Source organism: Kluyvera huaxiensis, assembly GCF_040149365.1.
In the GTDB taxonomy this organism is placed as follows: domain Bacteria; phylum Pseudomonadota; class Gammaproteobacteria; order Enterobacterales; family Enterobacteriaceae; genus Kluyvera; species Kluyvera intermedia_A.
Genome location: NZ_JBEFLV010000034.1, coordinates 1 through 26,316, shown reverse-complemented (window position 1 = coordinate 26,316; position 26,316 = coordinate 1). Strand labels below are relative to the sequence as shown.

Sequence of the window (26,316 nt, the reverse complement as noted above, 5' to 3'; positions counted from 1 at the left end):
ATGCCGGGCGACAACATCAAAATGGTTGTTACCCTGATCCACCCAATCGCGATGGATGACGGTCTGCGTTTCGCAATCCGTGAAGGCGGCCGTACTGTAGGTGCGGGCGTTGTTGCTAAAGTAATGAGCTAATTATTTAATAATTAGTTTTGAGCTTAAAAAGGGTGCTTCGGCACCCTTTTTGCTTTTTAGTAAATGACTCAGTATTTATATTCCGCACAATTTGCTGTCTTATTTTATGCGTCAATTCGCGGTTGGCTATTGTAATCATAATTATTCTCACTTACACTTTGTTCAGAAATTGAACGGGAGTGGTTATGTACGTTTGCTTGTGTAATGGCGTCAGCGATAAAAAAATTCGCCAGGCGGTGCGCCAATTTCATCCGCAGTCTTTTCAGCAATTAAGAAAATGCATTCCCATTGGAAATCAATGTGGTAAATGTGTTCGCGCCGCGCGAGAAGTGATGGAAGACGAATTAATGCAAATGCCCGAGTTCAAAGAGATTGCCTGACCTCGATTTCTTTTTTTGACATCCCGGTAGCCCGTTCTACGCTTCAATTAGTGGAAGCGGAGGGTCTATATAATGAAAGGTGATGTTAAGATTATAAATTATCTCAATAAATTATTGGGAAATGAGCTTGTCGCAATCAATCAATACTTTCTCCATGCGAGAATGTTCAAAAACTGGGGCCTGATGCGCCTCAATGATATCGAGTATCACGAATCCATTGATGAAATGAAGCACGCTGACCAATACATCGAGCGTATTCTTTTTCTTGAAGGGATCCCCAACCTGCAGGATCTCGGCAAACTGCATATCGGCGAAGATGTTGAAGAAATGCTGCAGTCTGACCTCAAGCTGGAACTTGACGGTGCCAAAGATCTTCGCGAAGCCATTGCCTATGCTGATAGCGTTCATGATTATGTGAGCCGCGATATGCTGATCGCTATCCTCACCGAGGAAGAGCATCATATCGACTGGCTGGAAACTGAACTCGATCTTATCGGAAAAATCGGGCTGCAGAATTACCTGCAATCGCAGATTAAAGTTGCAGATTAAATACCGACACGCCCGCCAGAATAAAACCCGCTGCCCCCATAAATGGGCCAAATGGTAGTGGGTTTTTCATTTCTACTATTGTTCGATAGCATACCGTTTTCCCCAAAATGAATGCACAGGCTAGACCGGTAGCTACCAGCATCAGTAACGGCAGCTGCTGCCAACAGTGCCACGCCCCGAGTGCCGCCAAATACTTCACGTCCCCATAGCCCAAACCTTCCCGGTGGCGAACCGCCCTGTACCCCCAGTAAAGCAATGCCATTATGCCGTAGCCGGCAATGGCTCCCCAAAGCGCGTAGCTGATCTGAGATGGCGACAGACACAGGTGAAACAACAGACCTGCCCATAGTAGAGGGCAGGTGAAACGGTCTGGTAATAGTCCTGTCCGCAGGTCATGCCAACAGAGTAAGCCGCTGAAGGCTATGTAGAGGAAGTAGAAAGGTAGCGCGTAGATATCCATTGGTTGATAGCCATAGTGGGACCCGGAAGCAGTGTGCCGGTCGCAGGGGAGGGGTAGCAAAGAGAACATGCTCATTATGCGGCGCTCTATCCAGAGTATTAATGAGGGCTACAGCCAGTTCTTGTCAGTGTAGGCATGCACTCGCAGTTCAGAGTGGGTAATTTCTAAACACGACTTGCTTCATTTGGCTATTTGTGTATAATGCGCGGGCTTGTCTAATATTGACAGCGGTTCGATATGAGCCACCGGTACTGCGAAAGCGATACCAGACAATGTTCCCAATCGGGGAACTCTGTAAGAACGGTTACACTCTCCCATCAATCGTAATGGGTTTGAGGAGTAACTATTTCGTCTATAAAATAATTGGAGCTCTGGTCTCATGCAGAACCAAAGAATCCGTATCCGTTTGAAAGCGTTTGATCATCGTCTGATCGATCAATCAACCGCGGAAATCGTCGAGACTGCCAAGCGCACTGGTGCGCAGGTTCGTGGTCCGATCCCGCTGCCGACCCGCAAAGAGCGCTTTACCGTTCTGATCTCCCCGCACGTTAACAAAGACGCGCGTGATCAGTACGAAATTCGCACTCACAAGCGTCTGGTTGACATCGTTGAGCCAACTGAAAAAACCGTTGATGCTCTGATGCGTCTGGACCTGGCTGCCGGTGTAGACGTGCAGATCAGCCTGGGTTAATCAGGTCATCGAGCGATTGAGAGGTTGATACAATGATTGGTTTAGTCGGTAAAAAAGTGGGTATGACCCGCATCTTCACTGAAGATGGCGTCTCTATCCCAGTAACCGTAATCGAAGTCGAAGCAAACCGCGTTACTCAGATCAAAGATCTGGCTAACGATGGCTACCGCGCTGTTCAGGTTACCACTGGTGCTAAAAAAGCTAACCGTGTAACCAAGCCGGAAGCTGGCCACTTTGCTAAAGCTGGCGTAGAAGCTGGCCGCGGCCTGTGGGAGTTCCGTCTGGCAGATGGTGAAGAATACACCGTTGGTCAGAACATTAGCGTTGAACTGTTTGCAGACGTTAAAAAAGTTGACGTAACCGGTACCTCTAAAGGTAAAGGTTTCGCTGGTACCGTTAAGCGCTGGAACTTCCGTACCCAGGACGCGACTCACGGTAACTCCTTGTCTCACCGCGTTCCGGGTTCTATCGGTCAGAACCAGACTCCGGGCAAAGTGTTCAAAGGCAAGAAAATGGCAGGTCAGATGGGTAATGAGCGTGTCACTGTTCAGAGCCTTGACGTAGTACGCGTTGACGCTGAGCGCAACCTGCTGCTGGTTAAAGGTGGTGTTCCGGGTGCGACCGGCTGCGACCTGATCGTTAAACCAGCTGTGAAGGCGTAAGGGGATAGCAATGGAATTAGTATTGAAAGACGCGCAGAGCGCGCTGACTGTTTCCGAAACTACCTTCGGTCGTGATTTCAACGAAGCGCTGGTTCACCAGGTTGTTGTTGCTTATGCAGCTGGTGCTCGTCAGGGTACTCGTGCTCAGAAGACTCGTGCTGAAGTAACTGGTTCAGGCAAAAAGCCATGGCGCCAGAAAGGTACCGGCCGTGCGCGTTCAGGTTCTATCAAGAGCCCGATCTGGCGTTCAGGTGGCGTGACCTTCGCTGCTCGTCCACAGGACCACAGTCAAAAAGTTAACAAAAAGATGTACCGCGGCGCGCTGAAAAGCATTCTGTCCGAACTGGTACGTCAGGATCGTCTGATCGTTGTCGAATCATTCTCTGTTGAAGCGCCTAAAACTAAGCTGCTGGCACAGAAACTGAAAGACATGGCTCTGGAAGATGTGTTGATCATCACCGGTGAGCTGGACGAAAACCTGTTCCTGGCTGCGCGCAACCTGCACAAGGTTGACGTACGCGATGCAACTGGTATCGACCCGGTTAGCCTGATCGCCTTCGACAAAGTCGTAATGACTGCTGATGCTGTTAAGCAAGTTGAGGAGATGCTGGCATGATTCGTGAAGAACGTCTGCTGAAGGTGCTGCGCGCACCGCACGTTTCTGAAAAAGCGTCTTCTGCGATGGAAAAAACAAATACCATCGTTCTCAAAGTTGCTAAAGACGCGACTAAAGCAGAAATCAAAGCTGCTGTGCAGAAACTGTTTGAAGTCGAAGTCGAAGTCGTTAACACCCTGGTAGTTAAAGGGAAAGTTAAACGTCACGGACAGCGTATCGGTCGTCGTAGCGACTGGAAAAAAGCTTACGTCACCCTGAAGGAAGGCCAGAATCTGGACTTCGTCGGCGGCGCTGAGTAAGTCGGAGGAGTAATACAATGGCAGTTGTTAAATGTAAACCGACATCTCCGGGTCGTCGCCACGTTGTTAAAGTGGTCAACCCAGAGCTGCACAAGGGCAAACCTTTTGCTCCGCTGGTTGAAAAAAACAGCAAATCCGGTGGTCGTAACAACAATGGCCGCATCACCACTCGTCACATCGGTGGTGGTCATAAGCAGGCTTACCGTATTGTTGACTTCAAACGCAACAAAGATGGTATCCCAGCTGTTGTTGAGCGTCTTGAGTACGATCCGAACCGTTCCGCGAACATCGCGCTGGTTCTGTACAAAGATGGCGAGCGCCGTTACATTCTGGCCCCTAAAGGCCTGAAAGCTGGCGACCAGATTCAGTCTGGCGTTGATGCTGCAATCAAAGCAGGTAACACCCTGCCGATGCGCAATATCCCGGTTGGTTCTACCGTTCATAACGTAGAAATGAAACCAGGTAAAGGCGGTCAGCTGGCACGTTCCGCTGGTACTTACGTTCAGATCGTTGCTCGCGATGGTGCTTATGTCACCCTGCGTCTGCGTTCTGGTGAAATGCGTAAAGTCGAAGCAGACTGCCGTGCAACCATGGGCGAAGTTGGCAATGCTGAGCATATGCTGCGCGTTCTGGGTAAAGCAGGTGCTGCACGCTGGCGTGGTGTTCGTCCTACCGTTCGCGGTACCGCGATGAACCCAGTCGATCACCCACATGGTGGTGGTGAAGGTCGTAACTTTGGTAAGCACCCGGTATCCCCGTGGGGCCTGCAGACCAAAGGTAAGAAGACCCGCAGCAACAAGCGTACTGATAAATTCATCGTACGTCGCCGTAGCAAATAATTTTAGAGGATAAGCCATGCCACGTTCTCTCAAGAAAGGTCCTTTTATTGACCTGCACTTGCTGAAGAAGGTAGAGAAAGCGGTGGAAAGCGGAGACAAGAAGCCCCTGCGCACTTGGTCCCGTCGTTCAACGATCTTTCCTAACATGATCGGTTTGACCATCGCTGTCCATAATGGTCGTCAGCACGTTCCAGTCTTTGTTTCCGACGAAATGGTTGGTCACAAACTGGGTGAATTCGCACCGACTCGTACTTATCGCGGCCACGCTGCTGATAAAAAAGCGAAGAAGAAATAAGGTAGGAGGAAGAGATGGAAACTTTAGCTCAACATCGCCATGCTCGCTCTTCTGCCCAGAAGGTTCGCCTTGTAGCAGACCTGATTCGCGGTAAGAAAGTGTCGCAGGCCCTGGATATTCTGACCTACACCGATAAGAAAGCGGCTGTACTGGTTAAGAAGGTACTGGAATCTGCCATTGCTAACGCTGAACACAACGATGGCGCTGACATTGATGATCTGAAAGTTACGAAAATTTTCGTAGACGAAGGCCCAAGCATGAAGCGCATTATGCCGCGTGCTAAAGGTCGTGCAGATCGCATCCTGAAGCGCACCAGCCACATTACTGTGGTTGTGTCCGATCGCTGAGACTCTGGAGACTAGCAATGGGTCAGAAAGTACATCCTAATGGTATTCGCCTGGGTATTGTCAAACCATGGAACTCTACCTGGTTCGCGAACACCAAAGAATTCGCTGACAACCTGGACAGCGATTTTAAAGTACGTCAGTACCTGACAAAGGAACTGGCGAAGGCGTCCGTATCTCGTATCGTTATCGAGCGTCCAGCTAAGAGCATCCGTGTGACTATTCACACCGCTCGTCCTGGCATCGTAATCGGTAAGAAAGGCGAAGACGTAGAAAAACTGCGCAAGGTCGTAGCGGATATCGCTGGCGTTCCTGCTCAGATCAATATCGCTGAAGTTCGTAAGCCTGAACTGGACGCAAAATTGGTTGCTGACAGCATCACTTCTCAGCTGGAACGTCGCGTTATGTTCCGTCGTGCTATGAAGCGTGCTGTACAGAACGCAATGCGTCTGGGCGCCAAAGGTATCAAAGTTGAAGTTAGCGGCCGTCTGGGCGGCGCGGAAATCGCACGTACCGAATGGTACCGCGAAGGTCGCGTACCTCTGCACACTCTGCGTGCTGACATCGACTACAACACCTCTGAAGCGCACACCACTTATGGTGTAATTGGCGTTAAGGTATGGATCTTCAAAGGTGAGATCCTGGGTGGTATGGCTGCTGTTGAACAACCGGAAAAACCGGCTGCTCAACCTAAAAAGCAGCAGCGTAAAGGCCGGAAATAAGGAGCGTCGCTGATGTTACAACCAAAGCGTACAAAATTCCGTAAAGTGCACAAAGGCCGCAACCGTGGTCTGGCGCAGGGTACGGATGTTAGCTTCGGCAGCTTCGGCCTGAAAGCTGTTGGCCGTGGTCGTCTGACTGCACGTCAGATCGAAGCAGCACGTCGTGCAATGACCCGTGCAGTTAAGCGTCAAGGTAAGATCTGGATCCGTGTATTCCCGGACAAACCGATCACCGAGAAACCGCTGGCAGTGCGTATGGGTAAAGGTAAAGGTAACGTGGAGTATTGGGTTGCCTTGATTCAGCCGGGTAAAGTCCTGTATGAAATGGACGGTGTTCCGGAAGAGCTGGCCCGTGAAGCATTCGGCCTCGCTGCAGCGAAACTGCCGATCAAAACCACCTTTGTAACTAAGACGGTGATGTAATGAAAGCAAAAGAGCTGCGTGAAAAAAGCGTTGAAGAGCTGAACGCTGAGCTGCTGAACCTGCTGCGTGAGCAGTTCAACCTGCGCATGCAGGCTGCAAGCGGCCAGCTGCAACAGACTCACCTGCTGAAGCAGGTTCGTCGTGATGTTGCACGCGTTAAGACTTTACTGACTCAGAAGGCGGGTGCGTAATGACCGATAAAATCCGTACTCTGCAAGGTCGCGTAGTTAGTGACAAGATGGAAAAATCCATCGTTGTTGCTATCGAACGTATGGTGAAACACCCGGTATACGGCAAATTCATCAAACGTACGACCAAACTGCACGTACATGACGAGAACAACGAATGCGGTATCGGCGACGTGGTTGAAATCCGCGAATGCCGTCCGCTGTCCAAGACTAAGTCCTGGACGCTGGTTCGCGTTGTAGAGAAAGCGATTCTGTAATACAGTACTCGTTCTCGATACGAATAGACGGCTCAGTAATGGGCCGTCTATTTTTTCTACCCATATCGTTTAAGCGGTGTTATAATGCCGCGCCCTCGATATGGGGCTTTATAATGACCTGATTTCGGGTCTCAGTAGTAGTTGACATTAGCGGAGCACTAAAATGATCCAAGAACAGACTATGCTGAACGTCGCCGACAACTCCGGTGCACGTCGCGTAATGTGTATCAAGGTTCTGGGTGGCTCGCACCGTCGCTACGCAGGCGTAGGCGACATCATCAAGATCACCATCAAGGAAGCAATTCCACGTGGTAAGGTCAAAAAAGGTGATGTGCTGAAGGCGGTAGTGGTGCGCACCAAGAAGGGTGTTCGTCGCCCGGACGGTTCTGTCATTCGCTTCGATGGTAATGCATGCGTTATTTTAAACAATAACAGCGAGCAACCTATCGGTACGCGTATTTTTGGGCCGGTAACTCGTGAACTTCGTAACGAGAAGTTCATGAAAATTATCTCTCTGGCACCAGAAGTACTCTAAGGAGCGAATCATGGCAGCGAAGATCCGTCGTGATGACGAAGTTATCGTGTTAACCGGTAAAGATAAAGGTAAACGCGGTAAAGTAAAAAATGTCCTGTCTTCCGGCAAGGTCATTGTTGAAGGTATCAACCTGGTTAAGAAACATCAGAAGCCGGTTCCGGCCCTGAACCAACCAGGCGGCATTGTAGAGAAAGAAGCAGCTATTCAGATCTCTAACCTTGCTATCTTCAACGCGGCTACCGGCAAGGCTGACCGTGTAGGCTTTAGATTCGAAGACGGCAAAAAAGTCCGTTTCTTCAAGTCTAACAGCGAAACTATCAAGTAATTTGGAGTAGTACGATGGCGAAACTGCATGATTACTACAAAGACGAAGTAGTCGCTAAACTCATGACTGAGTTTAACTACAATTCTGTCATGCAAGTCCCTCGGGTCGAGAAGATCACCCTGAACATGGGTGTTGGTGAAGCGATCGCTGACAAGAAACTGCTGGATAACGCAGCAGCTGATCTGACAGCAATCTCCGGTCAAAAACCGTTGATCACCAAAGCACGCAAATCAGTTGCAGGCTTCAAAATCCGTCAGGGCTATCCGATCGGCTGTAAAGTAACTCTGCGTGGCGAACGCATGTGGGAGTTCTTTGAGCGCCTGATCACTATTGCTGTTCCACGTATCCGTGACTTCCGTGGCTTGTCCGCTAAGTCTTTCGACGGTCGTGGTAACTACAGCATGGGTGTCCGTGAGCAGATCATCTTCCCAGAAATCGACTACGATAAAGTCGACCGCGTGCGTGGTTTGGATATTACCATTACCACTACTGCGAAATCTGATGAAGAAGGCCGTGCTCTGCTGGCTGCCTTTGACTTCCCGTTCCGCAAGTAAGGTAGGGTTACTGAATGGCTAAGCAATCAATGAAAGCACGCGAAGTTAAGCGCGTAGCTTTAGCTGATAAGTACTTCGCAAAACGCGCTGAACTGAAAGCTATTATCTCTGATGTGAACGCGACCGACGAAGATCGTTGGAACGCAGTTCTGAAGCTGCAGTCTCTGCCGCGTGATTCCAGCCCGTCCCGTCAGCGTAAACGCTGCCGCCAGACAGGTCGTCCGCATGGCTATGTGGGCAAGTTCGGGTTGAGCCGTATCAAGTTACGTGAAGCCGCAATGCGCGGTGAAGTACCAGGCTTGAAAAAGGCTAGCTGGTAATTACCAATTGAATCACGGGAGTAAAGACAGATGAGCATGCAAGATCCGATCGCGGATATGCTGACCCGTATCCGTAACGGTCAGGCCGCGAATAAAGCTGCGGTCACCATGCCTTCCTCCAAGCTGAAAGTGGCAATTGCCAACGTGCTGAAGGAAGAAGGTTTTATTGAAGATTTTAAAGTTGAAGGCGACACCAAGCCGGAACTGGAACTTACTCTTAAGTATTTCCAGGGTAAAGCTGTTGTAGAAAGCATTCAGCGTGTCAGTCGCCCAGGTCTGCGCATTTATAAGCGTAAAGACGAGCTGCCAAAAGTTATGGCTGGCATGGGTATCGCAGTTGTTTCTACCTCTAAAGGTGTTATGACTGATCGTGCAGCGCGCCAAGCTGGTCTTGGTGGCGAAATTATCTGCTACGTAGCCTAATCGGAGGAAAAAATGTCTCGTGTTGCTAAAGCACCGGTCGTTGTTCCTGCCGGCGTTGATGTAAAAATCAACGGTCAGGTTATTACGATCAAAGGTAAAAACGGCGAGCTGACTCGTACTCTCAACGATGCTGTTGAAGTTAATCATGCAGATAATGCACTGACCTTCGGTCCACGTGATGGTTACGTAGACGGTTGGGCTCAGGCTGGTACCGCGCGTGCCCTGCTGAACTCAATGGTTGTCGGTGTTACCGAAGGCTTCACTAAGAAGCTACAGCTGGTTGGTGTAGGTTATCGTGCAGCGGTTAAAGGGAATGTAGTAAGCCTTGCTTTAGGCTTCTCACACCCGGTTGACCACCAGCTGCCTGCAGGTATTACTGCTGAATGTCCGACTCAAACTGAAATCGTGCTGAAAGGCGCTGATAAGCAGGTGATCGGTCAGGTTGCAGCAGACCTGCGTGCCTACCGTCGTCCTGAGCCTTATAAAGGCAAGGGTGTTCGTTACGCCGACGAAGTCGTGCGTACCAAAGAGGCTAAGAAGAAGTAAGGTAACACTATGGATAAGAAATCTGCTCGTATCCGTCGTGCGACCCGCGCACGCCGCAAGCTCCAGGAGCTGGGTGCAACTCGCCTGGTGGTACATCGTACCCCGCGTCATATTTACGCACAGGTAATTGCTCCAAACGGTTCCGAAGTTCTGGTAGCTGCTTCTACTGTAGAAAAAGCTATCACTGAACAACTGAAGTACACCGGTAATAAAGACGCTGCAGCAGCTGTGGGTAAAGCTGTCGCTGAACGCGCTCTGGAAAAAGGCATTAAAGTTGTGTCCTTTGACCGTTCCGGGTTCCAATATCATGGTCGCGTCCAGGCACTGGCAGATGCTGCCCGTGAAGCTGGCCTTCAGTTCTAAGGTAGAGGTGTAAGATGTCTCACATCGAAAAACAAGCTGGCGAACTGCAGGAAAAGCTGATCGCGGTAAACCGCGTATCTAAAACCGTTAAAGGTGGTCGTATTTTCTCCTTCACAGCTCTGACTGTAGTAGGCGATGGTAACGGTCGCGTTGGTTTTGGTTACGGTAAAGCGCGTGAAGTTCCAGCAGCAATCCAGAAAGCGATGGAAAAAGCTCGTCGCAATATGATTAACGTCGCGCTGAATACCGGCACCCTGCAGCACCCAGTTAAGGGTACTCACACAGGTTCTCGTGTATTCATGCAGCCGGCTTCCGAAGGTACCGGTATCATCGCCGGTGGTGCAATGCGCGCCGTTCTGGAAGTCGCTGGGGTTCGTAACGTTCTGGCTAAAGCGTATGGTTCCACTAACCCGATTAACGTGGTTCGTGCAACTATCGATGGCCTGGAAAATATGAAATCTCCAGAAATGGTCGCTGCCAAGCGTGGTAAATCCGTTGAAGAAATTCTGGGGAAATAAACCATGGCAAAGACTATTAAAATTACTCAAACCCGCAGTGCAATCGGTCGTCTGCCGAAACACAAGGCAACGCTGCTTGGCCTGGGTCTGCGTCGTATTGGTCACACCGTAGAACGCGAGGATACTCCTGCTGTTCGTGGTATGGTCAACGCGGTTTACTTCATGGTTAAAGTTGAGGAGTAAGAGATGCGTTTAAATACTCTGTCTCCGGCCGAAGGCTCTAAAAAGGCGGGTCGCCGCCTGGGTCGTGGTATCGGTTCTGGCCTCGGTAAAACCGGCGGTCGTGGTCACAAAGGTCAGAAGTCTCGTTCTGGCGGTGGCGTACGTCGTGGTTTCGAGGGCGGCCAGATGCCTCTGTACCGTCGTCTGCCGAAATTCGGCTTCACTTCTCGCAAAGCAGCGATCACAGCGGAAATCCGTCTGTCTGACCTGGCGAAAGTGGAAGGCGGTATTGTTGACCTGAGCACGCTGAAAGCAGCTAACATTATCGGTGTCCAGATCGAGTTCGCGAAAGTGATCCTGGCTGGCGAAGTTTCTACTCCGGTAACTGTTCGTGGCCTGCGCGTGTCGAAAGGCGCTCGTGCTGCTATCGAAGCTGCTGGCGGTAAAATCGAGGAATAAGTAGCAGATGGCTAAACAACCGGGATTAGATTTTCAAAGTGCCAAAGGTGGCTTAGGCGAGCTGAAACGCAGACTGCTGTTTGTAATCGGTGCGCTTATTGTGTTCCGTATTGGCTCTTTTATTCCGATCCCTGGTATTGATGCCGCTGTACTTGCCAAACTGCTTGAGCAACAGCGAGGCACCATCATTGAAATGTTCAACATGTTCTCTGGTGGTGCTCTCAGCCGTGCTTCTATCTTTGCTCTGGGGATCATGCCGTATATTTCGGCGTCGATCATTATCCAGCTGCTGACGGTGGTTCATCCAACGCTGGCTGAAATCAAGAAAGAAGGGGAGTCTGGTCGTCGTAAGATCAGCCAGTACACCCGTTACGGCACTCTGGTGCTGGCAATATTCCAGTCGATCGGTATTGCTACCGGTTTACCGAATATGCCTGGTATGCAAGGCCTGGTAATCAATCCAGGCTTTGCATTCTATTTCACCGCTGTTGTGAGTCTGGTTACAGGGACTATGTTCCTGATGTGGCTCGGCGAACAGATTACTGAGCGTGGTATCGGTAACGGTATCTCAATCATTATCTTCGCTGGTATCGTTGCGGGACTCCCGCCAGCCATTGCCCATACTATCGAGCAAGCGCGTCAAGGCGACCTGCACTTCCTCCTGTTGCTGTTGGTTGCAGTATTAGTGTTTGCAGTGACGTTCTTTGTTGTATTCGTTGAACGTGGTCAACGCCGCATTGTGGTAAACTACGCTAAACGTCAGCAAGGTCGTCGTGTCTATGCTGCACAGAGCACACATTTACCGCTGAAAGTGAATATGGCAGGGGTTATCCCAGCAATCTTCGCTTCCAGTATTATTCTGTTCCCGGCGACCATCGCGTCATGGTTCGGGGGCGGTACCGGTTGGAACTGGCTGACAACAATTTCGCTGTATTTGCAGCCTGGGCAACCGCTTTATGTGTTACTCTATGCGTCTGCAATCATCTTCTTCTGTTTCTTCTACACGGCGTTGGTTTTCAACCCGCGTGAAACAGCAGATAACCTGAAGAAGTCCGGTGCATTTGTACCAGGAATTCGTCCGGGAGAGCAAACGGCGAAGTATATCGATAAAGTAATGACCCGCCTGACTTTGGTTGGTGCGCTGTACATTACCTTTATCTGCCTGATCCCGGAGTTCATGCGTGATGCAATGAAAGTGCCGTTCTACTTTGGTGGGACCTCACTGCTCATCGTTGTTGTCGTGATTATGGACTTTATGGCTCAAGTGCAAACTCTGATGATGTCAAGTCAGTACGAGTCTGCATTGAAGAAGGCGAACCTCAAAGGCTATAGCCGCTAAAAGGTCGCTCGAGAAGTTACGGAGAGTAAAAATGAAAGTTCGTGCTTCCGTCAAGAAATTATGCCGTAACTGCAAAATCGTTAAGCGTGATGGTGTCATCCGTGTGATTTGCAGTGCCGAGCCAAAGCATAAACAGCGCCAAGGCTGATTTAATCGCATATTTTTCTTGCAAAGTTGGGTTGAGCTGGCTAGATTAGCCAGCCAATCTTTTGTATGTCTGTGCGTTTCCATTTGAGTATCCTGAAAACGGGCTTTTCAGCATGGTGCGTACATATTAAATAGTAGGAGTGCATAGTGGCCCGTATAGCAGGCATTAACATTCCTGATCAGAAACATGCTGTGATCGCGTTAACCTCGATCTACGGCGTCGGTAAGACCCGTTCTAAGGCCATTCTGGCTGCAGCGGGTATCGCTGAAAATGTTAAGATCAGTGAGCTGTCTGAAGGACAAATCGACACGCTGCGTGACGAAGTTGCCAAATTTGTCGTTGAAGGTGATCTGCGCCGTGAAGTTAGCATGAGCATCAAGCGTCTTATGGATCTTGGTTGCTATCGCGGTTTGCGTCATCGTCGTGGTCTCCCGGTTCGCGGCCAGCGTACCAAGACCAACGCACGTACCCGTAAGGGTCCGCGCAAACCGATCAAGAAATAATCGGGGTGATTGAATAATGGCAAAGGCACCAGTTCGTGCACGTAAGCGTGTAAGAAAACAAGTCTCTGATGGCGTGGCTCATATCCATGCTTCTTTTAACAACACCATCGTAACTATTACCGATCGTCAGGGTAATGCGCTGGGTTGGGCAACAGCCGGTGGTTCCGGTTTCCGTGGTTCGCGCAAATCTACTCCGTTCGCAGCTCAGGTTGCAGCAGAGCGTTGTGCTGATTCCGTAAAAGAATACGGCATCAAGAATCTGGAAGTTATGGTTAAAGGTCCGGGTCCAGGCCGCGAATCTACTATTCGTGCTCTGAACGCCGCTGGTTTCCGCATCACTAATATTACTGATGTGACTCCGATCCCTCATAACGGTTGTCGTCCGCCGAAAAAACGTCGCGTATAACGCCTCGTTTCTAGGATTGTTGGAGAAAGAAAATGGCAAGATATTTGGGTCCTAAGCTCAAGCTGAGCCGTCGTGAGGGCACCGACTTATTCCTTAAGTCTGGCGTTCGCGCGATCGATACCAAGTGTAAAATTGAACAAGCTCCTGGCCAGCACGGTGCGCGTAAACCGCGTCTGTCTGACTATGGTGTGCAGTTGCGTGAAAAGCAAAAAGTTCGTCGTACTTACGGCGTGCTGGAGCGTCAGTTCCGTAACTATTATCAAGAAGCAGCACGTCTGAAAGGCAACACCGGTGAAAACCTGTTGACTCTGCTGGAAGGTCGTCTGGACAACGTAGTATACCGTATGGGCTTCGGCGCCACTCGTGCCGAGTCACGCCAGTTGGTTAGCCACAAAGCAATCATGGTAAACGGTCGTGTTGTTAACATCGCTTCTTATCAGGTTAAAGCGAATGACGTTGTTAGCATTCGTGAGAAAGCGAAAAAGCAATCTCGCGTTAAAGCCGCTCTGGAGCTGGCTGAACAGCGTGAAAAGCCAACCTGGCTGGAAGTTGATGCTGGCAAGATGGAAGGCACGTTCAAGCGTCAGCCTGAGCGTTCTGATCTGTCTGCGGACATTAACGAACACCTGATCGTCGAGCTTTACTCCAAGTAAAGCTTAGTACCAAAGAGAGGACACAATGCAGGGTTCTGTGACAGAGTTTCTAAAACCGCGCCTGGTAGATATCGAGCAAGTGAGTTCGACGCACGCCAAGGTGACCCTTGAGCCTTTAGAGCGTGGCTTTGGCCATACTCTGGGTAACGCACTGCGCCGTATTCTGCTCTCATCGATGCCGGGTTGTGCGGTGACCGAGGTTGAGATTGATGGTGTACTTCATGAGTACAGCACCAAAGAAGGCGTTCAGGAAGATATCCTTGAAATCCTGCTCAACCTGAAAGGGCTGGCGGTGAGAGTTCAGGGTAAAGATGAAGTTATTCTTACCTTGAATAAATCTGGCATTGGCCCTGTGACTGCAGCCGATATCACCCATGATGGGGATGTCGAAATCGTCAAGCCGCAGCACGTGATCTGCCACCTGACCGATGAGAACGCAGCTATTAGCATGCGTATCAAAGTTCAGCGCGGTCGTGGTTATGTGCCGGCTTCTGCCCGAATTCATTCGGAAGAAGATGAGCGCCCGATCGGCCGTCTGTTGGTCGACGCCTGCTATAGCCCTGTAGAGCGTATTGCCTACAATGTTGAAGCAGCGCGTGTAGAACAGCGTACCGACCTGGACAAGCTGGTCATCGAAATGGAAACCAACGGCACAATCGATCCTGAAGAGGCGATTCGTCGTGCGGCAACCATTCTGGCTGAACAACTGGAAGCTTTCGTTGACTTACGTGATGTACGTCAGCCGGAAGTGAAAGAAGAGAAACCAGAGTTCGATCCGATCCTGCTGCGCCCTGTTGACGATCTGGAATTGACTGTCCGCTCTGCTAACTGCCTCAAGGCAGAAGCTATCCACTATATCGGTGATCTGGTACAGCGTACCGAGGTTGAGTTGCTGAAAACGCCGAACCTGGGTAAAAAATCTCTTACCGAGATTAAAGACGTGCTGGCCTCCCGTGGACTGTCTCTGGGCATGCGCCTGGAAAACTGGCCACCGGCAAGCATTGCTGACGAGTAACCGGATCACAGGTTAAGGTTTTACTGAGAAGGATAAGGTCATGCGCCATCGTAAGAGTGGTCGTCAACTGAACCGCAACAGCAGCCATCGCCAGGCTATGTTCCGTAACATGGCTGGTTCGCTGGTTCGTCATGAAATCATCAAGACGACCCTGCCGAAAGCGAAAGAACTGCGTCGCGTAGTTGAGCCGCTGATTACTCTTGCCAAGACTGATAGCGTAGCTAATCGTCGTCTGGCATTCGCCCGTACTCGTGATAACGAGATCGTGGCAAAACTGTTTAACGAGCTGGGCCCGCGTTTCGCGAGCCGCGCCGGTGGTTACACTCGCATTCTGAAGTGTGGCTTCCGTGCAGGCGACAACGCGCCGATGGCATACATCGAGCTGGTTGATCGTGCTGAGCCGAAAGCAGAAGCAGCTGCAGAGTAATCTGTAGTAAAGTAAAAAAACCCGCTTCGGCGGGTTTTTTTATATCCCCTATTCCATCACCCTTCTACAATACCCATATCCCTTAACGTCCGTTCCCAGGAGTCGCGTCATGTGGTTACTTGACCAGTGGGCTGAACGTCATATTACCGATGCCCAGCGCAAAGGCGAGTTCGATAACCTTCCCGGTCAGGGTGAACCTCTTATTCTTGATGATGATTCCTGCGTGCCGGAGGAGCTGCGTTCTGGCTACCGGCTACTGAAGAATGCCGGCTGTCTGCCTCCTGAGATTGAACAACGCAAAGAAGCGATAGTATTGGCCGATCTACTGAAAGACATCCGTAAGGATGATGATCGGTATCAGGAGCTAAGCCGTAGGTTGGCGTTGATGGAGATGAAATTGCAGCAGGCGGGATTAAGTACCGATTTTCTGCGCGGTGATTATGCGGATAAACTCCTGCATAAAATTAATGAGGAATAGTTATGTTTCGAATAGGCGAACTGTCAAAACTGGCGGGAGTGACTCCCGATACCGTGCGCTATTATGAAAAACAGCAGATGATGAGCCATGATGTGCGTACCGAAGGGGGTTTTCGTCTCTATACTGCAGACGACCTTCAGCGTCTGAAATTTATTCGTCATGCGCGGCAGTTGGGATTTACGCTTGAGTCGATCCGTGAGCTGCTGTCGATCCGGGTGGATCCTGAACATCATACCTGTCAGGAATCGAAAGGTATTGTGCAGGCACGCCTAAGCGAGGTCGAGTCACGTATTGCTGAATTGCAGGCGATGCAGCAGGCGTTGAGCAAACTCAACGATGCATGTTGCGGGACATCGCATAGCAGTGAATTTTGTTCAATTCTCGGCATCCTTGAGCAGGGTGCGGAGGTGAGTGGAAATGGGTGTTGAGTCTTTCGATAATTAGATCTAAACTCGCCGCGTAATTTTTACACAATCAGGAGTAGTTATGAGCCGCTATCAACATACCAAGGGGCAGATCAACGATAACGCCCTTGAGGCCTTATTGCACGATCCACTGTTTCGGCAGCGCGTTGAGAAAAATAAGAAGGGTAAAGGGAGTTATCTGCGTAAGGAAAAACACGGTAAACAATATGGTCGGGAGGCCAGTGGCAAACAAGCGATGCGCTTATTTACCACTGGCTTTCTGCTTTCTGTAGCCTGATTAAGAACGGTTATTCTGTTCTTTCAGCAGATCGCGAATTTCGGACAGTAGGACTTCTTCCTTCGAAGGCGCTGCGGCAGCGGGTGCCGGCTCTTCTTTCTTACGATTTAACTGATTCACCAGCTTAATTGCCATAAAGATAGCGAAGGCGACAATGACGAAGTCAAAAATATTCTGAATGAAAATCCCGTAGTGCATGACAACAGCAGGGATATCACCCTGTGCGGCACGTAACGTCACGGCAAATTGTTTAAAGTCGACCCCACCAATTAAAAGTCCCAGCGGTGGCATGATAATATCTGCAACTAAAGACGATACGATCTTACCAAACGCAGCACCAATAATGACACCCACCGCCAAATCAACAACATTCCCGCGCATCGCGAACTCGCGAAACTCTTTAATAATGCTCATTTTATTCTCCCTTGTGCTAACTGACGTTTATAAGTTTAACAAATGTTTATCTATTTTCCATTGGCGATAATAAATATGCGCGAATTAATTAACCCTTATATAAGAGTGGGTTAATAAAAAAGGCACTCGCTGAGTGCCTTTGGAGAATTAAAGGAAGAAAGGACTTGGCTGGAAAAGACGTTCGACATCCGAAATATACTTTTTATCGGTGAGGAACATAATAACGTGATCGCCTTGCTCAATACGCAGATTGTCATTGGCGATCATCACGTCATTGCCGCGAACTACCGCGCCGATAATTGTACCTGGCGGTAGCTTAATTTCGTCAATCACTCGTCCCACCACACGTGAGGTACTTTCATCACCATGCGCAACGGCTTCAATAGCCTCGGCTACCCCGCGACGCAGTGAGGAAACACCGACGATATCCGCTTTACGGACATGGCTTAACAAGGCCGAGATCGTTGCCTGTTGTGGCGAGATCGCAATATCAATGACGCTGCCCTGAACTAGATCGACATATGCCTTACGTTGGATCAGCACCATCACTTTTTTAGCGCCCATCCGTTTTGCCAGCATCGCAGACATAATATTCGCTTCGTCATCGTTGGTGACGGCAATAAACAGATCCACTTGATCAATATGCTCTTCCATCAGCAGCTCTTGATCCGATGCATCACCAAAGAAGACGATGGTGTTCTGTAATTTTTCCGCTAGCTCAGCCGCGCGCTGTTGATCGCGTTCGATAAGCTTGACGCTGTAATCTTTTTCCAGGCGACGCGCCAGGCCTGCGCCGATGTTGCCACCACCTACCAGCATGATGCGTTTGTAGGGTTTCTCCAGGCGTTGCAGCTCGCTCATTACCGCGCGAATATGCTGCGATGCGGCGATAAAGAAGACTTCATCCCCGGCTTCAACGATGGTCGATCCCTGCGGGCGAATCGGTCTGTCATGACGGAAAATTGCTGCGACGCGAGTATCAATGTGTGGCATATGCTCGCGCATAGTCGAGAGAGCATTACCCACCAATGGCCCACCGTAATAGGCTTTCACCACCGCCAGACTTACTTTACCTTCGGCGAAGTTAACCACCTGCAGTGCGCCAGGGTACTCGATTAAGCGGTAGATATTGTCGATAACTAGCTGCTCAGGGGCAATCAAGTGATCGATAGGCACCGCATCGCTGTGGAATAGCTTCTCGGCATCGCGAACGTAGTCCGGTGAGCGGATGCGGGCGATACGATTCGGTGTGTTAAATAATGAGTAGGCGACCTGACAGGCCACCATGTTGGTCTCATCCGAACTGGTGACAGCGACCAGCATATCAGCATCATCGGCACCGGCCTCGCGTAATACGCGAGGATGGGAGGCATGGCCTTGTACAACGCGCAGGTCAAATTTGTCCTGTAGGCTACGCAGACGCTCGCCGTTGGTATCGACAATAGTGATGTCGTTATTTTCCCCGACCAGGTTTTCCGCCAGCGTACCGCCAACTTGTCCGGCACCCAGAATGATAATTTTCATCAGTTGCGACCCGTTATCTCATTACTTCTTGATTAGCTTAGCGTAGAAGAAACCATCGCCTTCTTCTGCACCGGGTAAATTCTGGCGGCCAGGTTGCTCTGGAGTGCCTGTCTCGCTCAATTCTGCATCTGGGGTACGCTCCAGGAATGCCGCGATCTGCCGTTGATTCTCTTCTGGCAGAATAGAGCAGGTCGCATAAACCAACGTGCCACCAGGCTTAAGATGTGTCCAGGTAGCGTTGAGGATCTCAGACTGTAGCTGAGCCAGCTCGGGAATATCACGGTCGCGACGTAGCCATTTAATATCCGGATGGCGGCGAATCACGCCGGTAGCCGAGCAGGGTGCGTCTAGTAAAATACGATCGAACTGCTGCTCACCGCACCATTGGTGAGGGAAGCGGCCATCACCCTGTTTGACGGTGGCCTTCATGCCCAGACGCTTGAGGTTATCGTAGACGCGAGATAAACGTTTTTCATCAACGTCAACGGCCATCACCTCGGCATCCGGAGCAACTTCAAGAATATGCGTAGTTTTGCCGCCTGGGGCACAGCATAAATCAAGAATCTGTTCGCCGTTTTGTGGCAGCAGGTAGCTCATGCAGCCCTGTGCAGAAGCATCCTGCACTGTTACCCAACCTTGTTCAAAACCGGGTAATGCAAGCACTGACGTAGGTGTTTCCAGACGTACGGCATCAGGATAGTCAGGATGCGGGAAGCCGGTAAGACCGGCCTCGGCTAATAATGCCAGCCAGCTATCACGAGTCTGATGATTACGGTTGACGCGCAGCCACATCGGCGGGCGTTGATTATTGGCTTCAAGAATGCTTTCCCACTGCTGCGGGTAAGCATCCTTAATGCGTTTTACCAACCAGGATGGGTGCAGGAAGCGTAGCTCGCTTTGTGCGAACTCGGTCAGCAGCTCTTCCTGGCGGCGTTGAAACTGGCGCAGTACGCCGTTAATCAGACCTTTCAGCTGTGGACGCTTGATAACAACTGCACCTTCAACCGTCTCGGCCAGCGCCGCATGCGGTGGAATACGCGTATGCAGTAATTGGTACAGGCCAACCATGATCAGGTAATGGACGGTACGCTGTTTTCCCGTCATCGGGCGTTCCATCAGCTGTTTAATCATCCATTCCAGCTGAGAGAGCGACCGCAGCACGCCAAAGCAGAGCTCCTGCAGCAGCGCTTTATCTTTATCACCAACTTTTTGCTGCATCGCGGGCAAGACGTTGCTTAACGACTGTCCCTTCTCGACGACCTGCTCAACGGCCTGAGCCGCCATACTGCGTAAATTCAGATGTTTTTTCATAACCGTAGAAATAAAAATGCCCGGATACACCGGGCTTTAAAAGAGATGAACCGTCAGAGGAGACGATTTCCGGGTACAAACCATTCCCGGCGCGAATTCAGGAGATCCTGCGCGCTCATGGCTTTTTTACCTGCGGGCTGCAGCGAGATAAGGTTCAGAATACCGTCGCCGGTGGCGACCTGAATACCCTGGCGGGTCGCTTCCAGAATCGTGCCTGGTTCGGCGTTTGCGGTTTTATCAATAACCGTTGCCTGCCAGATTTTAACCGGCTGATCGTCTATCACGATGTAGCTCATCGGCCATGGGTTAAAGGCTCGAATGCAGCGCTCGAGTTGAGCGGCGCTGAGCGTCCAGTCTACTCGTGCTTCTTCTTTACTGAGTTTCTCAGCGTAGCTCACCAGCGTCTCGTCCTGAACTTCAGGTTTGGCGTTACCGGTTGCCAGCAGATGTAGCGTATGCAGCAGTCCCTGTGGGCCGAGTTCCGCCAGCTTGTTGTAAAGACTCGCGCTGGTGTCTTCTGCGGTTATCGGACAGGAGAGTTTGTGCAGCATATCACCGGTATCCAGACCGACATCCATCTGCATGATAGTGACGCCTGTTTCGCTATCACCGGCCCACAGTGAACGCTGAATTGGTGCAGCGCCACGCCAGCGAGGCAACAGGGAACCATGGACGTTGATACAGCCAAGGCGTGGCATCGCCAACACCGCTTTTGGCAGGATCAGTCCATAGGCCACCACGACCATTACGTCGGCGTTGAGTGAGGATACCAGCTTTTGGTTCTCTTCCGGGCGCAGCGAAGCTGGCTGGAAGACCGGGATACCTTTCTCTTCCGCCAGCACTTTGACCGGGCTAGGCATCAGTTTCTTACCACGGCCAGCCGGGCGGTCAGGTTGGGTAAATACGCCAACGACCTGGTGTTCCGACGACAGCAGCGCATCAAGATGACGCGCTGCAAAGTCAGGAGTACCCGCAAAAATAATACGTAGTGAATCTGACACGTTAATCCTTATCCTTAGGCACGCGCGTTCAGGCGATCCAGTTTTTCAACTTTCTGACGAATACGCTGCTGTTTTAGCGGGGAAAGATAATCGATAAACAGTTTACCGACTAAATGATCCATTTCATGTTGGATACAGATAGCCAGCAGATCGTCAGCTTCAAGTTCGAATGTTTTACCGTTACGATCAAGTGCGCGGATCTTCACGCGCTCGGCACGAGGAACCAGTGCCCGCTGCTCAGGAATAGACAGACAGCCTTCTTCAATACCGGTGTCACCGTCTTTTTCCAGCAGCTCTGGGTTTATCAACACCAGCTGATGATCGCGATTCTCAGAGACATCAATAACGATAATTCGTTTATGGATGTCGACCTGCGTTGCCGCGAGGCCAATACCTTCTTCGGCGTACATTGTCTCGAACATATCGTCGACAATACGCTGGATTTCTTCATTCACTTCTTTTACCGGCTCAGCGACTTTGCGAAGACGCTCGTCCGGGATATGTAACACTTGCAAAACTGCCATAAATATCCGAGTTCTGTTCAGGAGTAGGAAAGATTATTACCTCTATTCTAGACAAAACCCCCTCTAATTGACAGCATCACTGACCAATCGCAAGGATTGCTGATGCCGCATGTGGCAAGGGAGAAAAGGATGTCACCTGAAGAGGTCGCCTTCCGTCTGTTGAAGGTCAACAATTTATGTGGTGATCAAATGCTGCATGTGCTGCACGTCCTGTGTCAGCAGGCAAATATCACCCGTCAAACCCTATCTACAATTGGGTTTAGCGCTAAACAAGTCGAGCGTTTTTTTTCTTTCACATCCGCAGAATTCGATGCAGCCGAGAGATGGCTGGCGATGCCTGATAGTACGCTTTTGTTGGCTGATTCACCGCTATATCCTGAGTCGTTACGGGCTATCCGTGATTATCCTGCAGTGCTATGCGTTCGTGGTAATGTCGATTTGCTTCGTTCACCGCAGCTGGCTGTCGTAGGCAGCCGTCAGCATTCACTCTATGGTGAGCGCTGGGGGCGTTACTTCTGCGAGGTGCTGGCTAAGCAAGGGATAACTATCACCAGCGGGTTGGCGCTGGGTATTGATGGTGTCGCCCATCGCGGCGCTCTGCAGGTGGGTGGTGGGACGATTGCGGTACTCGGCAGTGGCCTGAATCACATTTATCCCCATCGTCATCGACAGCTCGCTGAAAGCATCGTAGCCAGCGGCGGCACCTTAGTGTCCGAGTTTTCACTTGCCGCAACTCCCGTGGCCTATCATTTCCCCCGCCGTAACCGGATTATCAGTGGGTTAAGCTACGGTGTTTTGGTCGTGGAGGCCGCGCTGCGCAGTGGATCCCTTGTCACCGCTCGCTGTGCGCTTGAGCAAGGGCGAGAAGTTTTCGCGATACCGGGACCGTTGGGTCATCCGGGAATGGAGGGCCCGCACTGGCTTATCAAGCAAGGCGCTGCGGTGGTCACTGAACCCGAGGATATTCTTGCGCAATTCCCATCTTTAAACAGACAGTTGCCCGAGAAGACGGAGATGACAAATTATTGTGCAGATCAGGAATCTGTAGCATTGCCATTTCCTGAGCTCCTGGCTAACGTAGGAGATGAGGCAACACCTGTTGACGTCGTCGCTGAACGTGCCGGCCAACCTGTGCCAGTTACCGTGGCTCAGCTACTTGAACTGGAGTTAGCAGGATGGATCGCAGCAGTACCCGGCGGCTATGTCCGATTAAGGAGGGCAGGCCATGTTCGACGTACTAATGTATTTGTTTGAGACCTACATCCATAACGAAACAGAAATGCGCGTAGATCAGGACAGACTGACTCGGGATCTTACCGATGCGGGGTTCGAACGTGAAGATATCTTCAACGCGCTAATGTGGCTGGAAAAGCTCGCCGACTATCAGGAAGGCCTCGTAGAACCGATGCAGCTTGCATCCGATCCTCTCTCCGTGCGTATTTTCACACAGGAAGAGAGCCAGCGGCTGGATGCTAGCTGTCGAGGGTTCCTGTTATTCCTGGAGCAGATTCAGGTGCTGAACCTCGAAACGCGGGAAATGGTGATTGAGCGCGTGATGGCTCTGGATACCGCAGAGTTTGAACTGGAAGAGTTGAAATGGGTCATTTTGATGGTGCTGTTCAATCTTCCCGGCTGCGAAAACGCGTATCAACAAATGGAAGAATTACTCTTCGAGACGAATGAAGGTATGCTGCACTAAATTCTTTTAGTGGCATCAAGAGTTGTTATGGTCAAATCAGCACTGTTTTCGGTGCCTAAAAACGAGCCCTGTCCGCAGTGTGGGGCTGAACTGGTCATACGGTCCGGCAAACACGGGCCGTTTCTTGGCTGCTCTCATTATCCGGAATGCGATTATGTCCGTCCCCTGAAAAACCAGGCGGATGGACATATCGTTAAAGTACTGGATGGGCAGTCGTGTCCTGAGTGCGGCGCCGAGCTGGTGTTGCGTCAGGGACGTTTTGGCATGTTCATCGGATGCAGTCAGTATCCTGAATGTGAACACACTGAAGTTATCGATAAACCAGATGAAACGGCAATCACTTGCCCTGCGTGTCAACAGGGGCAGTTGGTGCAACGTCGCTCTCGCTTTGGTAAAAATTTTCATTCCTGCGATCGCTATCCGGAATGTCAGTTCGTCATTAACTTCACACCGGTAGCGGGGGAGTGCCCTGAGTGCCACTACCCGCTGCTTATCGAAAAGAAAACGGCGCAGGGCGTGAAACGTTTTTGTGCCAGTAAACAATGTGGAAAGCCGGTACCGGCGAAACAAATCAGTGAATAAAAACCTGCCATCAGAGGCCGTACAGCGTGCGGTTATTGCTCTGAATAATAAAGAAGTCATCGCCTATCCAACCGAAGCCGTATTTGGCGTCGGTTGCGATCCCGACAGTGAAGAAGCGGTTATGAACCTGCTGGCCTTAAAACAGCGCCCGGTAGATAAAGGTCTAATCCTCATTGCCGCCAGCTTCGAACAGCTTCAGCCCTATATAGACGACAGCATGTTGAGCGAAGAGCAGCGTGCGGCCATCTTTTCCCGGTGGCCAGGACCGGTAACGTTTGTCTTCCCGGCGAAGGCAAGCACACCGGGTTGGCTAACGGGCCGATTTAACTCACTCGCCGTCAGAGTGACAGATCATCCGGTGGTGATTGAACTGTGCAAGGCTTATGGTAAACCGCTGGTTTCAACCAGTGCTAACCTGAGTGGTGAACCACCGTGTCGGACAACAGCTGAGGTCATTGCACAGTTTGGTGATGATTTCCCAGTGGTCGATGCGCAAACGGGCGGGCGGTTGAATCCGTCAGAAATTCTCGATGCCCTGACGGGTGAACGTTTTCGCCAGGGATAATGTAATGGAAAGCTACGTTGTTTTTGGCAATCCGATCGCGCATAGCAAGTCGCCGTTCATTCATCAGCAGTTTGCAGAGCAGTTGCAGCTGATTCACCCCTATGGGCGCATGCTGGCACCGCTTGATAGCTTTATCCCTACCTTAGATGCTTTTTTCCAGCAGGGGGGTAAAGGGGCTAACGTTACGGTTCCCTTTAAAGAAGAAGCATACGCGCGAGCCGATGAGTTGACCGAGCGCGCGGCGCTGGCGGGGGCGGTGAATACGCTTAAACGGCTTGATGATGGGCGCATTCTCGGTGATAACACCGACGGCATCGGTTTGTTGAGCGACCTTGAACGACTGAAGCTGATTAAACCCGGCTATCGTGTGCTATTAATTGGTGCGGGCGGCGCGGCGCGTGGCGTCTTGCTACCGCTGCTTTCACTGGACTGTAGCGTCACCATTACTAACCGTACTCATGTGCGAGCGCAGACGCTGGCCGAACTGTTCCGTCACACGGGGAGCGTGAGCGCGCTGCCGATGTCAGAGCTTGGTGGTCATGAATTTGATCTCATCATTAATGCAACCTCCAGCGGTATTGCCGGTGAAACGCCGCTGATACCGGCATCAGTGGTGAACGCACGCGTATGTTGTTATGACATGTTTTATCAGAAGGGTAATACCGCATTTCTGGCATGGTGCGTTGAGCATGGCGCGAAGCGTTATGCCGATGGGCTGGGAATGCTGGTGGGCCAGGCGGCACATGCCGTTTTATTGTGGCACGGTATTTTGCCTGACGTTGAGCCGGTGATTGAATCACTCAAACGCGAGCTTGGCGTATGAATCAGGCCATTCAGTTCCCGGATAGGGAAGAGTGGCGTGCAGATATCAATGCGGTCTGCTTCCCAGTGCTGGTGAACGGTATGCAACTGATGTGTGCGATCAATGCTGAAGAGATAGTGCGCCGCTTTGGCGGAGAAGAGCCGGAACAATGGCTGGCGCTGTTTGGTGAAAATCGCTGGGATCTGGAAGAAGAAGCCAGCGATCTTATTCGCGATCAGCAGGAGGACAATCAGGGTTGGGTTTGGTTGTCCTGATTCAGATAGTCGTCTTTCCACTTCACGTAGTTGTTGGCCGAATAACGAAGCCCTTCGAGTTCGGCCTCTTTCAACGGTCTGATTTGCTTAACCGGGCTGCCTAGATAAAGAAAACCACTCTCCAGACGCTTATGTTGTGGTACCAGACTGCCAGCGCCAATCATCACATCGTCTTCCACAACGACCCCATCCAGTAAGATAGACCCCATACCTACCAATACTCTATCCCCGATAGTGCAGCCGTGGAGCATGACTTTATGCCCGACGGTAACGTCCTCGCCAACGATGAGAGGATTCCCTTGCGGATTTTTAGCCGACTTGTGCGTAACGTGCAGTACGCTGCCATCCTGAATATTGCTGCGGGCACCAATCTGGATATAGTTGACGTCGCCGCGTGCGGCAACCAATGGCCAGATGCTGACATCATCAGCCAGGCGGACGTCGCCGACGATGACGCTGGAGGCGTCGATCATCACGCGATCGCCTATTACGGGGAATAAATCTTTATAACGACGTAAAACGGCAGACATGTTTACCTCTTTAAAACGGTATCTCAGTGGGGTTCCCTCTCATTATCAGCCCAATTTGTGGGTTTCTCATCTCAAAAATTAAGCAAATCGCACACTTACAGCGCAAAAAGAGTGAAAAAACGACACTTAGAAAAAAATGTGAGAAAAGGGGTTGTGCTAAAAACAAAGTTCCCTATAATGCGCACCCATTGAGACGGCAAACGTGAATCACTTCACACTAACTAGCCGGTTCGGTTGAAGAGAAAAACCTGAAAATGAGGGTTGACTCTGAAAGAGGAAAGCGTAATATACGCCACCTCGCAACAGTGAGCGAAAGCCGTGTTGCACTGCTCTTTAACAATTTATCAGACAATCTG

46 protein-coding genes and 1 pseudogene are annotated in these 26,316 nt (G+C 50.7%); 40 read left to right on the top strand and 7 right to left on the bottom strand.

Features of this window, described 5'->3' with window-relative positions:
- From ABOC97_RS22885 to bfr, 3 genes are all read left to right on the top strand, one after another.
- Positions 1 to 132, top strand: a 132-nt coding sequence (locus tag ABOC97_RS22885) for an EF-Tu C-terminal domain-related protein (protein WP_459253838.1), incomplete at its 5' end; no start/stop codon positions are given.
- 185 nt (positions 133 to 317) lie between these two features.
- Entirely contained in the window at positions 318 to 512 is a 195-nt protein-coding gene (gene bfd, locus ABOC97_RS22880) for a bacterioferritin-associated ferredoxin (protein ID WP_035894970.1), read from the top strand.
- Between the two features lie 72 nt (positions 513 to 584).
- A complete protein-coding gene (bfr, locus tag ABOC97_RS22875; protein ID WP_349602054.1) occupies positions 585 to 1,061 on the top strand; it encodes a bacterioferritin in 477 nt (158 codons plus the stop codon).
- Here the strand turns inward: bfr and ABOC97_RS22870 are convergent.
- Positions 1,045 to 1,521: a prepilin peptidase gene (locus tag ABOC97_RS22870; RefSeq protein ID WP_349602052.1), complete on the bottom strand. Its 477-nt coding sequence runs from the start codon at positions 1,519 to 1,521 to the stop codon at positions 1,045 to 1,047. The two genes, bfr and ABOC97_RS22870, sit on opposite strands and share 17 nt — an antisense overlap.
- 379 nt (positions 1,522 to 1,900) lie before the next feature.
- Between ABOC97_RS22870 and rpsJ the strand changes: the two genes are divergently transcribed.
- From rpsJ to ABOC97_RS22715, 31 genes and pseudogenes are all read left to right on the top strand, one after another.
- A complete protein-coding gene (rpsJ, locus tag ABOC97_RS22865) occupies positions 1,901 to 2,212 on the top strand; it encodes a 30S ribosomal protein S10 (RefSeq protein WP_001181005.1) in 312 nt (103 codons plus the stop codon).
- 32 nt (positions 2,213 to 2,244) lie between these two features.
- Positions 2,245 to 2,874, top strand: a complete 630-nt coding sequence (rplC, locus tag ABOC97_RS22860; RefSeq protein ID WP_096759318.1) for a 50S ribosomal protein L3 — start codon at positions 2,245 to 2,247, stop codon at positions 2,872 to 2,874.
- Between the two features lie 10 nt (positions 2,875 to 2,884).
- Positions 2,885 to 3,490 carry a 50S ribosomal protein L4 gene (gene rplD / locus ABOC97_RS22855; RefSeq protein ID WP_003031119.1) on the top strand — a complete coding sequence of 202 codons (606 nt, stop codon included), beginning with the start codon at positions 2,885 to 2,887 and terminating at the stop codon, positions 3,488 to 3,490.
- Entirely contained in the window at positions 3,487 to 3,789 is a 303-nt protein-coding gene (gene rplW / locus ABOC97_RS22850; protein ID WP_052284883.1) for a 50S ribosomal protein L23, read from the top strand. Before rplD ends, rplW begins: the two co-directional genes overlap by 4 nt.
- A gap of 17 nt (positions 3,790 to 3,806) precedes the next feature.
- Positions 3,807 to 4,628 carry a 50S ribosomal protein L2 gene (rplB, locus tag ABOC97_RS22845; protein WP_052284884.1) on the top strand — a complete coding sequence of 274 codons (822 nt, stop codon included), beginning with the start codon at positions 3,807 to 3,809 and terminating at the stop codon, positions 4,626 to 4,628.
- 16 nt (positions 4,629 to 4,644) lie between these two features.
- On the top strand, positions 4,645 to 4,923 hold the full coding sequence (gene rpsS / locus ABOC97_RS22840) for a 30S ribosomal protein S19 (protein WP_001138115.1): 279 nt from the start codon (positions 4,645 to 4,647) through the stop codon (positions 4,921 to 4,923).
- A gap of 14 nt (positions 4,924 to 4,937) precedes the next feature.
- A complete protein-coding gene (gene rplV, locus ABOC97_RS22835; RefSeq protein ID WP_062779443.1) occupies positions 4,938 to 5,270 on the top strand; it encodes a 50S ribosomal protein L22 in 333 nt (110 codons plus the stop codon).
- A 17-nt stretch (positions 5,271 to 5,287) separates the two neighbouring features.
- Positions 5,288 to 5,989, top strand: coding sequence for a 30S ribosomal protein S3 (rpsC, locus tag ABOC97_RS22830; RefSeq protein WP_000529945.1), 702 nt, complete (start codon positions 5,288 to 5,290; stop codon positions 5,987 to 5,989).
- Positions 5,990 to 6,001: 12 nt separating this feature from the next.
- Positions 6,002 to 6,412 (top strand): 50S ribosomal protein L16, encoded by a 411-nt coding sequence (rplP, locus tag ABOC97_RS22825; protein WP_035894979.1) that lies wholly within the window; start codon positions 6,002 to 6,004, stop codon positions 6,410 to 6,412.
- Complete coding sequence (gene rpmC / locus ABOC97_RS22820; RefSeq protein WP_002919754.1) at positions 6,412 to 6,603, top strand: 50S ribosomal protein L29; 192 nt, start codon at positions 6,412 to 6,414, stop codon at positions 6,601 to 6,603. Before rplP ends, rpmC begins: the two co-directional genes overlap by 1 nt.
- Positions 6,603 to 6,857: a 30S ribosomal protein S17 gene (rpsQ, locus tag ABOC97_RS22815; protein WP_234504971.1), complete on the top strand. Its 255-nt coding sequence runs from the start codon at positions 6,603 to 6,605 to the stop codon at positions 6,855 to 6,857. The genes rpmC and rpsQ overlap by 1 nt, the downstream gene beginning before the upstream one ends.
- A 163-nt stretch (positions 6,858 to 7,020) precedes the next feature.
- Entirely contained in the window at positions 7,021 to 7,392 is a 372-nt protein-coding gene (rplN, locus tag ABOC97_RS22810; protein ID WP_000613954.1) for a 50S ribosomal protein L14, read from the top strand.
- Between the two features lie 10 nt (positions 7,393 to 7,402).
- A complete protein-coding gene (gene rplX, locus ABOC97_RS22805; protein WP_003031122.1) occupies positions 7,403 to 7,717 on the top strand; it encodes a 50S ribosomal protein L24 in 315 nt (104 codons plus the stop codon).
- Positions 7,718 to 7,731: 14 nt separating this feature from the next.
- Positions 7,732 to 8,271 (top strand): 50S ribosomal protein L5, encoded by a 540-nt coding sequence (gene rplE, locus ABOC97_RS22800; protein ID WP_003031123.1) that lies wholly within the window; start codon positions 7,732 to 7,734, stop codon positions 8,269 to 8,271.
- A gap of 14 nt (positions 8,272 to 8,285) precedes the next feature.
- Entirely contained in the window at positions 8,286 to 8,591 is a 306-nt protein-coding gene (gene rpsN / locus ABOC97_RS22795; protein ID WP_064541637.1) for a 30S ribosomal protein S14, read from the top strand.
- 30 nt (positions 8,592 to 8,621) lie between these two features.
- The gene (rpsH, locus tag ABOC97_RS22790) at positions 8,622 to 9,014 is read left to right on the top strand and encodes a 30S ribosomal protein S8 (RefSeq protein WP_003031127.1); all 393 of its coding nucleotides are present in this window, start codon (positions 8,622 to 8,624) and stop codon (positions 9,012 to 9,014) included.
- Between the two features lie 12 nt (positions 9,015 to 9,026).
- Entirely contained in the window at positions 9,027 to 9,560 is a 534-nt protein-coding gene (gene rplF / locus ABOC97_RS22785; RefSeq protein WP_349602001.1) for a 50S ribosomal protein L6, read from the top strand.
- A 9-nt stretch (positions 9,561 to 9,569) separates the two neighbouring features.
- Positions 9,570 to 9,923 (top strand): 50S ribosomal protein L18, encoded by a 354-nt coding sequence (gene rplR, locus ABOC97_RS22780; protein ID WP_052284889.1) that lies wholly within the window; start codon positions 9,570 to 9,572, stop codon positions 9,921 to 9,923.
- Positions 9,924 to 9,937: 14 nt separating this feature from the next.
- Positions 9,938 to 10,441 (top strand): 30S ribosomal protein S5, encoded by a 504-nt coding sequence (rpsE, locus tag ABOC97_RS22775; protein WP_052284890.1) that lies wholly within the window; start codon positions 9,938 to 9,940, stop codon positions 10,439 to 10,441.
- Positions 10,442 to 10,444: 3 nt separating this feature from the next.
- Positions 10,445 to 10,624 (top strand): 50S ribosomal protein L30, encoded by a 180-nt coding sequence (rpmD, locus tag ABOC97_RS22770; protein ID WP_003863301.1) that lies wholly within the window; start codon positions 10,445 to 10,447, stop codon positions 10,622 to 10,624.
- A 3-nt stretch (positions 10,625 to 10,627) separates the two neighbouring features.
- The gene (gene rplO / locus ABOC97_RS22765) at positions 10,628 to 11,062 is read left to right on the top strand and encodes a 50S ribosomal protein L15 (RefSeq protein ID WP_052284891.1); all 435 of its coding nucleotides are present in this window, start codon (positions 10,628 to 10,630) and stop codon (positions 11,060 to 11,062) included.
- 7 nt (positions 11,063 to 11,069) lie between these two features.
- Entirely contained in the window at positions 11,070 to 12,401 is a 1,332-nt protein-coding gene (secY, locus tag ABOC97_RS22760; RefSeq protein ID WP_035894987.1) for a preprotein translocase subunit SecY, read from the top strand.
- A gap of 31 nt (positions 12,402 to 12,432) precedes the next feature.
- Positions 12,433 to 12,549 carry a 50S ribosomal protein L36 gene (rpmJ, locus tag ABOC97_RS22755; RefSeq protein WP_000868187.1) on the top strand — a complete coding sequence of 39 codons (117 nt, stop codon included), beginning with the start codon at positions 12,433 to 12,435 and terminating at the stop codon, positions 12,547 to 12,549.
- A gap of 146 nt (positions 12,550 to 12,695) precedes the next feature.
- Positions 12,696 to 13,052 (top strand): 30S ribosomal protein S13, encoded by a 357-nt coding sequence (gene rpsM, locus ABOC97_RS22750; protein WP_052284892.1) that lies wholly within the window; start codon positions 12,696 to 12,698, stop codon positions 13,050 to 13,052.
- 16 nt (positions 13,053 to 13,068) lie between these two features.
- Positions 13,069 to 13,458, top strand: coding sequence for a 30S ribosomal protein S11 (gene rpsK / locus ABOC97_RS22745; protein WP_062779424.1), 390 nt, complete (start codon positions 13,069 to 13,071; stop codon positions 13,456 to 13,458).
- A 32-nt stretch (positions 13,459 to 13,490) separates the two neighbouring features.
- Positions 13,491 to 14,111 (top strand): 30S ribosomal protein S4, encoded by a 621-nt coding sequence (gene rpsD / locus ABOC97_RS22740; RefSeq protein WP_052284893.1) that lies wholly within the window; start codon positions 13,491 to 13,493, stop codon positions 14,109 to 14,111.
- Between the two features lie 25 nt (positions 14,112 to 14,136).
- Positions 14,137 to 15,126 carry a DNA-directed RNA polymerase subunit alpha gene (locus ABOC97_RS22735; RefSeq protein WP_002919219.1) on the top strand — a complete coding sequence of 330 codons (990 nt, stop codon included), beginning with the start codon at positions 14,137 to 14,139 and terminating at the stop codon, positions 15,124 to 15,126.
- A gap of 40 nt (positions 15,127 to 15,166) precedes the next feature.
- Positions 15,167 to 15,553, top strand: coding sequence for a 50S ribosomal protein L17 (gene rplQ, locus ABOC97_RS22730; RefSeq protein WP_002919206.1), 387 nt, complete (start codon positions 15,167 to 15,169; stop codon positions 15,551 to 15,553).
- Positions 15,554 to 15,662: 109 nt separating this feature from the next.
- Complete coding sequence (locus ABOC97_RS22725; RefSeq protein ID WP_349601981.1) at positions 15,663 to 16,031, top strand: DnaJ family domain-containing protein; 369 nt, start codon at positions 15,663 to 15,665, stop codon at positions 16,029 to 16,031.
- A gap of 2 nt (positions 16,032 to 16,033) precedes the next feature.
- The gene (gene zntR / locus ABOC97_RS22720; protein WP_234504977.1) at positions 16,034 to 16,459 is read left to right on the top strand and encodes a Zn(2+)-responsive transcriptional regulator; all 426 of its coding nucleotides are present in this window, start codon (positions 16,034 to 16,036) and stop codon (positions 16,457 to 16,459) included.
- Between the two features lie 58 nt (positions 16,460 to 16,517).
- Positions 16,518 to 16,789, top strand: a pseudogene (locus tag ABOC97_RS22715) (alternative ribosome-rescue factor A); the annotation flags it as partial.
- Here ABOC97_RS22715 and mscL read toward each other — a convergent pair.
- The 5 genes from mscL to def form a co-directional block, all read right to left on the bottom strand.
- Entirely contained in the window at positions 16,734 to 17,147 is a 414-nt protein-coding gene (gene mscL / locus ABOC97_RS22710; RefSeq protein WP_234504980.1) for a large-conductance mechanosensitive channel protein MscL, read from the bottom strand. The pseudogene ABOC97_RS22715 and the gene mscL overlap by 56 nt on opposite strands.
- 147 nt (positions 17,148 to 17,294) lie before the next feature.
- A complete protein-coding gene (gene trkA / locus ABOC97_RS22705; RefSeq protein WP_234504983.1) occupies positions 17,295 to 18,671 on the bottom strand; it encodes a Trk system potassium transporter TrkA in 1,377 nt (458 codons plus the stop codon).
- 21 nt (positions 18,672 to 18,692) lie between these two features.
- Positions 18,693 to 19,982, bottom strand: coding sequence for a 16S rRNA (cytosine(967)-C(5))-methyltransferase RsmB (gene rsmB, locus ABOC97_RS22700; RefSeq protein ID WP_349601978.1), 1,290 nt, complete (start codon positions 19,980 to 19,982; stop codon positions 18,693 to 18,695).
- 53 nt (positions 19,983 to 20,035) lie between these two features.
- Positions 20,036 to 20,983 (bottom strand): methionyl-tRNA formyltransferase, encoded by a 948-nt coding sequence (gene fmt / locus ABOC97_RS22695; RefSeq protein WP_349601977.1) that lies wholly within the window; start codon positions 20,981 to 20,983, stop codon positions 20,036 to 20,038.
- Between the two features lie 14 nt (positions 20,984 to 20,997).
- Positions 20,998 to 21,507, bottom strand: a complete 510-nt coding sequence (gene def / locus ABOC97_RS22690; protein WP_349601976.1) for a peptide deformylase — start codon at positions 21,505 to 21,507, stop codon at positions 20,998 to 21,000.
- A gap of 129 nt (positions 21,508 to 21,636) precedes the next feature.
- Here def and dprA point away from each other — a divergent pair, with 129 nt between their 5' ends.
- The 6 genes from dprA to ABOC97_RS22660 are packed head-to-tail and all read left to right on the top strand — an operon-like array spanning position 21,637 to position 25,430.
- Complete coding sequence (gene dprA / locus ABOC97_RS22685) at positions 21,637 to 22,761, top strand: DNA-protecting protein DprA (protein ID WP_349601974.1); 1,125 nt, start codon at positions 21,637 to 21,639, stop codon at positions 22,759 to 22,761.
- Positions 22,733 to 23,206 (top strand): DUF494 family protein Smg, encoded by a 474-nt coding sequence (smg, locus tag ABOC97_RS22680; RefSeq protein WP_061285026.1) that lies wholly within the window; start codon positions 22,733 to 22,735, stop codon positions 23,204 to 23,206. Before dprA ends, smg begins: the two co-directional genes overlap by 29 nt.
- Before the next feature lie 27 nt (positions 23,207 to 23,233).
- Complete coding sequence (locus tag ABOC97_RS22675) at positions 23,234 to 23,788, top strand: DNA topoisomerase family protein (protein ID WP_349601972.1); 555 nt, start codon at positions 23,234 to 23,236, stop codon at positions 23,786 to 23,788.
- The gene (gene tsaC / locus ABOC97_RS22670; RefSeq protein ID WP_349601970.1) at positions 23,781 to 24,353 is read left to right on the top strand and encodes an L-threonylcarbamoyladenylate synthase type 1 TsaC; all 573 of its coding nucleotides are present in this window, start codon (positions 23,781 to 23,783) and stop codon (positions 24,351 to 24,353) included. Before ABOC97_RS22675 ends, tsaC begins: the two co-directional genes overlap by 8 nt.
- A gap of 4 nt (positions 24,354 to 24,357) precedes the next feature.
- Complete coding sequence (gene aroE, locus ABOC97_RS22665; protein ID WP_349601968.1) at positions 24,358 to 25,176, top strand: shikimate dehydrogenase; 819 nt, start codon at positions 24,358 to 24,360, stop codon at positions 25,174 to 25,176.
- Positions 25,173 to 25,430 carry a DUF1488 family protein gene (locus ABOC97_RS22660; protein ID WP_349601966.1) on the top strand — a complete coding sequence of 86 codons (258 nt, stop codon included), beginning with the start codon at positions 25,173 to 25,175 and terminating at the stop codon, positions 25,428 to 25,430. Before aroE ends, ABOC97_RS22660 begins: the two co-directional genes overlap by 4 nt.
- Here ABOC97_RS22660 and ABOC97_RS22655 read toward each other — a convergent pair.
- Positions 25,406 to 25,960: a gamma carbonic anhydrase family protein gene (locus ABOC97_RS22655; RefSeq protein ID WP_234504994.1), complete on the bottom strand. Its 555-nt coding sequence runs from the start codon at positions 25,958 to 25,960 to the stop codon at positions 25,406 to 25,408. The genes ABOC97_RS22660 and ABOC97_RS22655 overlap by 25 nt on opposite strands.
- Positions 25,961 to 26,316 lie beyond the last annotated feature (356 nt).